Consider the following 7,749-nt stretch of genomic DNA (forward strand, 5'->3'; position numbering starts at 1 on the left):
GGGTCGATGGCCTACACGCTGATCGGCGGCACCGCGGTCGGAACGGTGCTGATCCTGCTGTTCCTTCCCGCGCTCTATGCCACCTGGTTCCGGATCAAGCCGACCGCAGATATGCACGAGGCTTCGCACGAGAAGCCGGATGTGCGACCGACATTGGCTGCAGAATAAGGCTCTGTTGCTCCAATGGATCGTCCGGTCCGCACGGGAAGGGAGTCCGACGAGGCCCGCGCCCGGATCCTGGGCGCGGCGGAAGAGCGCTTTCGCCGCGTCGGTCACCACAGAACCTCGGTGGCCGACATCGCCGCTGAACTCGGCATGAGCCCGGCGAATATCTACCGCTACTTTCCTTCCAGGAATGCAATCAACGAGTCCATCTGCGGGCATCTCATCAACGAGGTTGCCGACAGCGCCTTTGCGATCGCGCGCTCGGACGCGCCGGCGACGGAGAAACTCGAGCAACTGCTGACCAGTGTTCACCACCACACCACGATGATGCTGGTCAAGGAAAAGCCCATGCACGATCTGATCGTCGCCGCCATGCAGGAGAACTGGCCGATCATTCAGGCGCACATCGAGCGGATGCTGATGATCTTGGAGGCGATCATACGCGAGGGCGCCGACGCGGGCGAGTTCGATGTCGAAGACGCCGCGGAAGCCGCCCGGGCGGTCAGATCCGCGTTCGTGGCCTTCTTCCATCCAATTCTGATCGAGCACTGCGAGGTACACGGCGAAGACACCGAAGCAGGCATGCGCGCCCAAATTTTCTTTATCCTGAAAGCTTTGGGCAAGTCCGGCTAAGGGCCTGCCTCATTTAGCTCCGATGACGTCGCTGGTGCGAAATCTGCCATCGGCATCCTAGCCCGCGCGGGAAACTCAACGCCCAGTCCCAACCGTACGCTTTCGGGTGGATGTCCCGGCTGCCGCCTTGTCGCCGCCTTGCTGTTTGCAGGCATCAGACAGCCACGCGGAAAACGCGGCGACGGCTGGGTCGTCCGCCATACGCTGCTCGTACTCGAGCACGAAGTGCCGCCGCGTCGGCCGAACGATGGGATGCGCTCTGACAAGATTGAGGTGAGCAAGATCCGGAGCGAGCAGGCTCTCGATGGCGATAGCAGCGCCGAGCCCGGCGGCCGCAGCTTCGATGGCGAGACCTAGGTTTTCAAAGCTGCTCCCGCCGCGAACGGGCACCTTGGTGAGCTGCGCGTGGTCGAGCCAGCGGCGCCAGTCGTCCGGTCGCGGCCTGTTGTGCAGAAGTGGAACGGAGGCGAAATCCAGTGCGCCATCCTTTAGCAGGGCTGGCGAGCAGACCGGCACGGTCGCGATCGGCAGCAGGGGCCGGGTGACGAGGCCGGCTCTGGGTTCGCCGTCCGAGACGGCTACGACTGCATCGTAGCGGCTGGCAAGAAGGTCCACAGGGTTGGCACTGGTGTGCAGATCGATCTCCAGTTCGGGATGCGCCGCCTTGAGGCGCGGCCACATCGGCAGCAGAAAACGCGACAGGAAGAATCCGTAGACGCCGACGGACAGCCGTCTGAACTGCCGCAGGTGCAGGCCTTCGGCCGCGTCCGCAATGCGGTCCAGCGCTTCGCGCGTGGAATCGGCGAAGGCCTTGCCGGCGGAGGTCAGCACCAGGCCCCGCGATCCCCGCAGGAACAGTGCCGTGCCCATGCGCACCTCGAGGGCGCGGACGTGCCTGCTGACGGCCCCAACCGTGACGTTCAGCTCGTCGGCGGCGCGCGTGATCGACAAATGTCGCGCGGCCGCTTCGAATGCCCGTACGGCATGCAGCGGAGGAAGTCGTCGTGAAACCATGAGGGTGCGCCCCGCGGGATGACCGAGCCTTGACTCTCGCTCAAGGCCCCCGCCCAACAAGTCGGTTGCATGAAGCTCGGTCAAGCCATACTCGAAGTCTGTCCGGCTCCGTCCGGCCCCGAGCCAGCGCTGGGAGGACGAGGCGATCCACCTGCTGCTGGACGAAGCGCCCGTGCCTTTGTCCCGCGCGGCCGCGTTGCTGGTGGAGTAATCTGGATGAATCCGTCGACCCAACGTGAACTCGCCCGTCTGCTCGCTGGCCTGCGCCGCGAAGGACGCCAGCAGAGCGGTCTCGATCAGCGTCTCGTGCCGCCCGACAAGGCGACTGCCTACCGCATCGCGCGCATGGTCGAGGAGGAGCTCGGCTGGACCGTCGCGGGATGGAAAATCGCCGCGATGAAGGAAGCGTTGCAACGGGAGCTGCGTACGGACTCGCCGATCTATGGTCGCGTCTTCGCACCGTTCATCATGGAGTCGCCCGGGAGCGTCGAGCACGCCACGCAATGCAGTCCGATTCCAGAAGTGGAGTATCAAGCGGTCCTCGGTATCGATTTGCCGCCGCGCGCCGAGCCCTATACCGTGCAGGATGTGACCGCGGCTGTGGAGTCCCTGCATCCTGGGATCGAACTGGCAGAATGTCGCTTTGCGCATGACGCGGCATTCCCGCCATTGCCGGCGATTCTCGCCGACGGTGCCGGCTCCGGCACGGTCGTCTATGGCCCTGCCATTGCGGACTGGCAAAAGCGTGACATTGCCGGACAGGAGGTCAGCCTCATTTGCAATGGCACTCTGCGCCGCAAAGGCAGGGCTGCCGATTTGCTGGATCATCCGGTCATGCCGCTGACGTGGCTTGCCAACGAACTTTCGCGCACGGGCATCGGCATGAAGGCAGGACAGATGGTCAGCACGGGCACGCTGACAGGCATGTTGCGGCCGAAGGCAGGTGAGACCTTCATTGGCGATTTCGGACCGTTCGGCAGCGTCAGCGCCAAATATTCGTGAGACTTGCGTGGCCTGAGATCGATCGCGCCGTCCGTGATCTGACCCATACCGGGATGAACGTCCAACGCGCGACCCCCGCCGCAAGAAGGCAATGGCAGGTCCCGCTTGATTCGGATCAAGCCCTCATTCAGCTAGCGAACCAATATGCCGCTTGTATAACCCGACCCACGGTTTTCAGCGGGCAGGGCCACTTCGGACATTTGCGATGGGTCCAATCGACGATATGCCAGACCGAGACGTTCGGCTCGACGCCTGCAGAGGGATCGCGCTCTGGTTCGTCTTCATGAATCATATCCCGGGGAATATCTGCAGCTGGCTGACGCTGAGTCGGTATGGATTTAGCGACACCACCGAAACCTTCATGTTTGTCTCGGGGCTGACGTGCACGATGGGTGTTGCCGACCTTCGTGCTGTTTCATCTGCTGTTTGCGCCATGGCTCCTGACGGTGGTAGGACGTCGGCGGCTGATGCCGCTCCTGACGTCTCGTCCCGTGATCCTGTTGTCGGCCTCATATTTGATTTGGTCGCTGGCTGTTACGATGAGCTGGATCAATCCAGCTCTCGAGCTTGCAGTTCCTCAATTCCTGAAAGGCTTGATCTACCCAATAGACAAGTCTGGTCTTGATCCCCTTCGCGTTCTGCATTTCCTCGCGCTTGCGGTCTGTGTCGCCAATTTCGTGCCCGCGCATTGGGCGCCTCTGCGGTCGCGCACGCTGTTGGGAGCTGTTCGTTGCGGAGAGAATTCGCTGGAGGTTTATTGTGCGGGAGTTCTGCTGTCGCTCTCCGCATATTTTCTTTTGAGGACCGTATCCGACGGCGTGCTTGCTCAGGTCATGGTCAGCACCACGGGGATCGCGCTTCTCACAATCTTTGCGACCCTGTTGACCCGGCTCACCGGGCTGGCCGCGCCTCGAACAAGATTGTTCTGACCAAATCTCTTCGGCCCTGCAATTTCTGGAAGATGACGCCGGGGTGGCGGCGAGAGGCGAATTCGCGCGTGATCCGGGGCGGCCACCGGAGCAAGAATGTAAGTCGAAGGATCAGCAGTCCAAGCTTCCGCACGCCTTGTTCGAGCGCCGTTGGCGGCGCGTTGGCCGCCATTGCCGAGGGACGGCCGGCAGGGCGATCAGATGATCCTGTCCCTTGTCGCGAAAGGTGGCTGAGTTTGCGCCTCGACAAAGTGGTCGTGACTGCAACCCCTTACCGTTTTTGAGCGCTGACACGAAACTTCGTGTGCAGGCGATGGGAAGCACGCCGTGATCGGAACCAGCCTCTGTAGATGGGCCATCAGCTACTTCGCGGTCGCAATCGTTTGGTTGCTGCTCGCAGAAGGACTGATGGTCGCCGGGTTCGGTTTTCCGAACCACGACATCGGCGGCCCGGACACGCTCGTCATCGTCCACATGGTTTGCATCGGCTGGTTGAGCATGGTCCTGTGTGGTGCGCTGTTCCAGTTCGTGCCGGTGCTGGTCGCAAGGCCGCTCTATGCGGAGCGCTGGACGTTGCCGGTTCTCGTGCTGTTGACGCTTGGGCTGACCGCCCTGCTCGCGGGCTTCCTGGCTCTCGGCGGGCACTTCAACGGGCCGCCCTGGCTGCTTCCTGTCGGCGCTGGCCTGCTGATTGCCGGTTTCGCATTGGTCGTTGCCAATCTCGGCATGACGCTCTGGTCGGCCCGTCCGCTGCCGGGGCCGGCGCGGTTCGTCGCAGGCGGGCTTGTCTGCATCTGTGTCACGGCGGCCTTCGGAGGCATGTTCTCGCTGGTGCTGTCGGGAACCGCGGTCGGTGCGCAATGGCCGGACCTGCTGGTCTCGGGCGTTCCGATCCACGCGATTGCGGGGCTTGGCGGATGGCTGACATTCACGGCCATGGGCGTGAGCTATCGCTTGCTTGCGATGTTCATGCTCGCGCCCGACGGCGATGAGAGGCTCGGCCGGCTTGCCTGGCCTGCCGGCATCACCGCGCTGGCCGTCGGCCTTGTCGGCGGCGTGCTTGCATTCTGGCGCATGACCAGGCTGGATTTGGCGCTTCTGCTTGCAGCAGCGGCGGCGCTGCTGTCGCTGGTCGCCTACGGTCGTGACGTGCTCGGCTTGTACAGAACCCGCAAACGTCGCGCGCTCGAGCTCAACACGCGCATGAGCCTCGCTGCGCTGGCGAGCCTTGCCGCGGCCGCAATCCTTGGCGCCGCGCTTCTGGCGATCGGTTCTTTCCAATCCCATGTCGGCGCACTCGCCTTTCTCGTCGCGTTCGGCTGGCTCACTGGCCTCGTGCTCGCAAATCTCTACAAGATCGTCCCATTCCTGACTTGGCTTGAAACCTATGGTCCGGTGATGGGTAGAGTGCCGACGCCTCGCGTGCAGGATCTCGTTGCCGAGCGCCGCGCCTTGAAGTGGTTTGTCGTGTTCTTTGCCGGAAGTTGGACGGCAACGTTGATGCTCCTGTTCGATGCGGCACTCGGCTTTCGCGTCGCTGTCGCGGTCGTGATGCTTGCGACGCTCGGCTTGAGTGAGGAGTTCATCCGGGCCCGGCGGCTTGCGGATGTGGCGGAGCCGCTGCGCCTGCCGACCGGAGCGGCCATGCCCCACCTCCTGGTCTCACGAAACTGAAAGGAGACTGCAATGACCGAATTTATCGACGTCGATGTCCGGCCGATCCTGCGTGCAGGCGGCGAGCCGTTCTCGATCATCATGGCCGCGGTCGAGCGGCTCGAGCCTGGGGAGGGGCTGCGGCTCTATGCTCCCTTCAAGCCGGTTCCCCTGTTCGACGTCATGGCGAGCAGGGGCTTTGCGCATCGGGAAGCCGAGCTGGAAGGCGGCGAATGGGAGATCCGGTTCTTGCCCGATGACGGCTCGGTCGAAGCGGCTGAACCGCTCCCCGCCGCGTCGAGCGATGGCGATTGGCCGGAGCCAATGGTGCATCTCGACAACCGCGACCTCGATCCGCCGGAGCCGATGGTCCGGATTCTGGCAGCCCTGGAGCGGCTCGCGCCGGGCCAGACGCTGTTCGCCTTGCTCAGCCGTGAACCGGTCTTCCTGTTTCGGGAGCTGACCAAGCGCGGCCATCAGTGGCGTGGCGACTTCACGCCGCAGAAGGATGCCTATCAACTGACGGTGAGGGTGCACGCATGACGATCAACGAGGATGATCTCGTCGCCCGGATCAGGCAGGCGCTGAAGGTCGTGATCGATCCCGAGCTCGGGCACAACATCGTCGATCTCGGCTTTATCTATGACGTGTCGGTCGACGATGGCGCCGCGCATATCACCATGACGGCGACGACGCGCGGTTGCCCCGCCGCATCCTTTCTCAAGGAGGGTGTCGCGAGCAGCGCGTGCCTCGTTCCGGGCGTGGACTCGGTTGGCGTCACCATGACGTTCGAGCCGCCCTGGCAACCCTCGATGATCTCGCCCGGTGTGAGGTCGTCGCTCGGTTTTGCCGATGTGAACTGAACCGGCAAGGCGGCTGCGGCTACACGCCTTCGGAGCTTGGGCCGGACCAGACCTTTGCGGGTGCGCGAAGCTTCCTCAGGTCGAGCAGGTTGATCGCCCGGCCGGCGATCTGGTCGATCACCTCGTCCAGCGACTGTGGCCTGAGATAGAAGGCCGGCATCGGCGGCGCAATGATCGCGCCGATTTCGGTCGCCTGCAGCATCGCGCGCAAATGGCCGAGATGCAGCGGGCTCTCGCGGACCAGCAACACCAGCCGGCGCCGTTCCTTGAGCTGCACGTCGGCCGCGCGCGTCAGGAGGTTGTCGAGCTGCCCCCAGGCGATGGCCGAGAGCGTACGGATCGAGCACGGCGCGACGATCATGCCCGCGATCGGATACGAGCCGCTGGCGATCGCGGCGGCGATGTCCGAATGAAGATGGTGGCGGAAGGCGAGTGCGCGCAGCCGCGCGAGCGCATCGCTCCCCACTTCCTCACTCAGCGTACGCTCTGCAGCGGGCGAAACCACGAGGTGCACCGCGTAATGCGGATTGTCGGCCAGCAGCTCGACGATGCGCATGCCGATCGCGGCGCCCGAGGCACCGCTGATGCCGACGATGATGCCTTGCCGCCCGCTCATGTCAGGACCGGTGCGCGCGCTTGCATGCCGGACAGGCCGAGGTTTGCCCACATCGCATCGACACGCGCGACCACGGCGGGATCCATGGTCAGCGGAACGCCCCATTCCCGATCCGTCTCCGGTGAAATCTTCGTGGTCGCATCGATTCCTAGCTTGCCGCCGAGCCCCGATTTCGGTGAGGCGAAGTCGAGATAGTCGATCGGCGTGTCGGTGAGCGTCACGAGATCGCGCGAGGCGTCGCTGCGCGTGGAGACGGCCCACATCACGGCACGCCAGTCGCGGATGTCGATATCGTCGTCGACCACGATCAGGAGTTTTGTGTAGCTGAACTGCGGCAGCATCGACCACAGGCCCAGCATCAGCCGCCGCGCCTGGCCGGGATAGCGCTTCTTGATGGCCGCGACGGCGATGCGGTAGGAGCAGGCCTCCGGCGGCAGCCAGCAGTCGGTCACCTCAGGGAATTGCTGACGGATGAGCGGCACGAACAGGCGATTGAGCGCCTCGCCGATCCGCGACGGCTCGTCCGGCGGCCGGCCCGTGAAGGTCGAGAGGTAGACGGGCTGACGCCGGCTGGTGATCGCCGTCACGCGCATCACGGGGAATTCCTCGACGGAATTATAGTAGCCGGTGTGATCGCCATACGGTCCCTCGGGCGCGGTTTCGGTCGCGGAGACGAAGCCCTCGATGACGATCTCGGCCTCGGCCGGGATCGCGAGCGGGACGGTGAGGCACGGCGCGAGGCCTGGCCGTTCGCCGCGCAGGATGCCGGTGGCGTAGTAGAGCTTGAGCATGTCGGACCTCATGGGAAAACCCGAGGTTAACGGCCCCTCGCCGCGCCGTCCATAGGGACCTCTTCGCAGTTGCCCACGGCGGC

At 64.1% G+C, this 7,749-nt stretch carries 9 protein-coding genes and 1 pseudogene; 7 read left to right on the plus strand and 3 right to left on the minus strand.

Annotated features, from left to right (window positions below):
* The first annotated feature begins 183 nt into the window (after positions 1-183).
* Entirely contained in the window at positions 184-798 is a 615-nt protein-coding gene (locus tag MOV74_RS25635; RefSeq protein ID WP_246929110.1) for a TetR/AcrR family transcriptional regulator, read from the plus strand.
* A gap of 75 nt (positions 799-873) precedes the next feature.
* On the opposite strand, the gene MOV74_RS25640 is transcribed toward MOV74_RS25635, so the two are convergent.
* Positions 874-1,812, minus strand: coding sequence for a LysR substrate-binding domain-containing protein (locus MOV74_RS25640; RefSeq protein WP_258719552.1), 939 nt, complete (start codon positions 1,810-1,812; stop codon positions 874-876).
* Between the two features lie 216 nt (positions 1,813-2,028).
* On the opposite strand from MOV74_RS25640, the gene MOV74_RS25645 reads away from it, so the two are divergent.
* The 6 genes and pseudogenes from MOV74_RS25645 (at position 2,029) to MOV74_RS25670 (ending at position 6,259) form a co-directional block, all read left to right on the plus strand.
* Positions 2,029-2,814, plus strand: a complete 786-nt coding sequence (locus MOV74_RS25645; protein ID WP_246929117.1) for a 2-keto-4-pentenoate hydratase — start codon at positions 2,029-2,031, stop codon at positions 2,812-2,814.
* 223 nt (positions 2,815-3,037) lie between these two features.
* A pseudogene (opgC, locus tag MOV74_RS41300) lies at positions 3,038-3,193 on the plus strand (OpgC domain-containing protein); the annotation flags it as partial.
* Between the two features lie 16 nt (positions 3,194-3,209).
* A complete protein-coding gene (gene opgC, locus MOV74_RS25655; RefSeq protein ID WP_246929119.1) occupies positions 3,210-3,743 on the plus strand; it encodes an OpgC domain-containing protein in 534 nt (177 codons plus the stop codon).
* A gap of 327 nt (positions 3,744-4,070) precedes the next feature.
* Positions 4,071-5,417 carry a hypothetical protein gene (locus MOV74_RS25660; RefSeq protein WP_246929121.1) on the plus strand — a complete coding sequence of 449 codons (1,347 nt, stop codon included), beginning with the start codon at positions 4,071-4,073 and terminating at the stop codon, positions 5,415-5,417.
* A gap of 12 nt (positions 5,418-5,429) precedes the next feature.
* The gene (locus MOV74_RS25665; protein WP_246929126.1) at positions 5,430-5,939 is read left to right on the plus strand and encodes a DUF2249 domain-containing protein; all 510 of its coding nucleotides are present in this window, start codon (positions 5,430-5,432) and stop codon (positions 5,937-5,939) included.
* Entirely contained in the window at positions 5,936-6,259 is a 324-nt protein-coding gene (locus MOV74_RS25670; RefSeq protein WP_246929127.1) for a metal-sulfur cluster assembly factor, read from the plus strand. Before MOV74_RS25665 ends, MOV74_RS25670 begins: the two co-directional genes overlap by 4 nt.
* Positions 6,260-6,278: 19 nt before the next feature.
* Here MOV74_RS25670 and MOV74_RS25675 read toward each other — a convergent pair whose 3' ends face one another.
* Positions 6,279-6,875, minus strand: coding sequence for a UbiX family flavin prenyltransferase (locus MOV74_RS25675; protein ID WP_246929128.1), 597 nt, complete (start codon positions 6,873-6,875; stop codon positions 6,279-6,281).
* On the minus strand, positions 6,872-7,749 hold an 878-nt coding region (locus MOV74_RS25680), incomplete at its 5' end, for a UbiD family decarboxylase (protein ID WP_246929134.1). The genes MOV74_RS25675 and MOV74_RS25680, both read right to left, overlap by 4 nt.

It is taken from the genome of Bradyrhizobium sp. SHOUNA76 (assembly GCF_023006445.1).
GTDB lineage: Bacteria > Pseudomonadota > Alphaproteobacteria > Rhizobiales > Xanthobacteraceae > Bradyrhizobium.

Coding starts and splice junctions, on each gene's coding strand:
- MOV74_RS25645 (WP_246929117.1), top strand. CDS start 2,029: ATGAATCCGTCGACCCAACGTGAACTCGCCCGTCTGCTCGCTGGCCTG.
- MOV74_RS25670 (WP_246929127.1), top strand. CDS start 5,936: ATGACGATCAACGAGGATGATCTCGTCGCCCGGATCAGGCAGGCGCTG.
- MOV74_RS25665 (WP_246929126.1), top strand. CDS start 5,430: ATGACCGAATTTATCGACGTCGATGTCCGGCCGATCCTGCGTGCAGGC.
- MOV74_RS25635 (WP_246929110.1), top strand. CDS start 184: ATGGATCGTCCGGTCCGCACGGGAAGGGAGTCCGACGAGGCCCGCGCC.
- MOV74_RS25640 (WP_258719552.1), bottom strand. CDS start 1,812: ATGGTTTCACGACGACTTCCTCCGCTGCATGCCGTACGGGCATTCGAA.
- MOV74_RS25675 (WP_246929128.1), bottom strand. CDS start 6,875: ATGAGCGGGCGGCAAGGCATCATCGTCGGCATCAGCGGTGCCTCGGGC.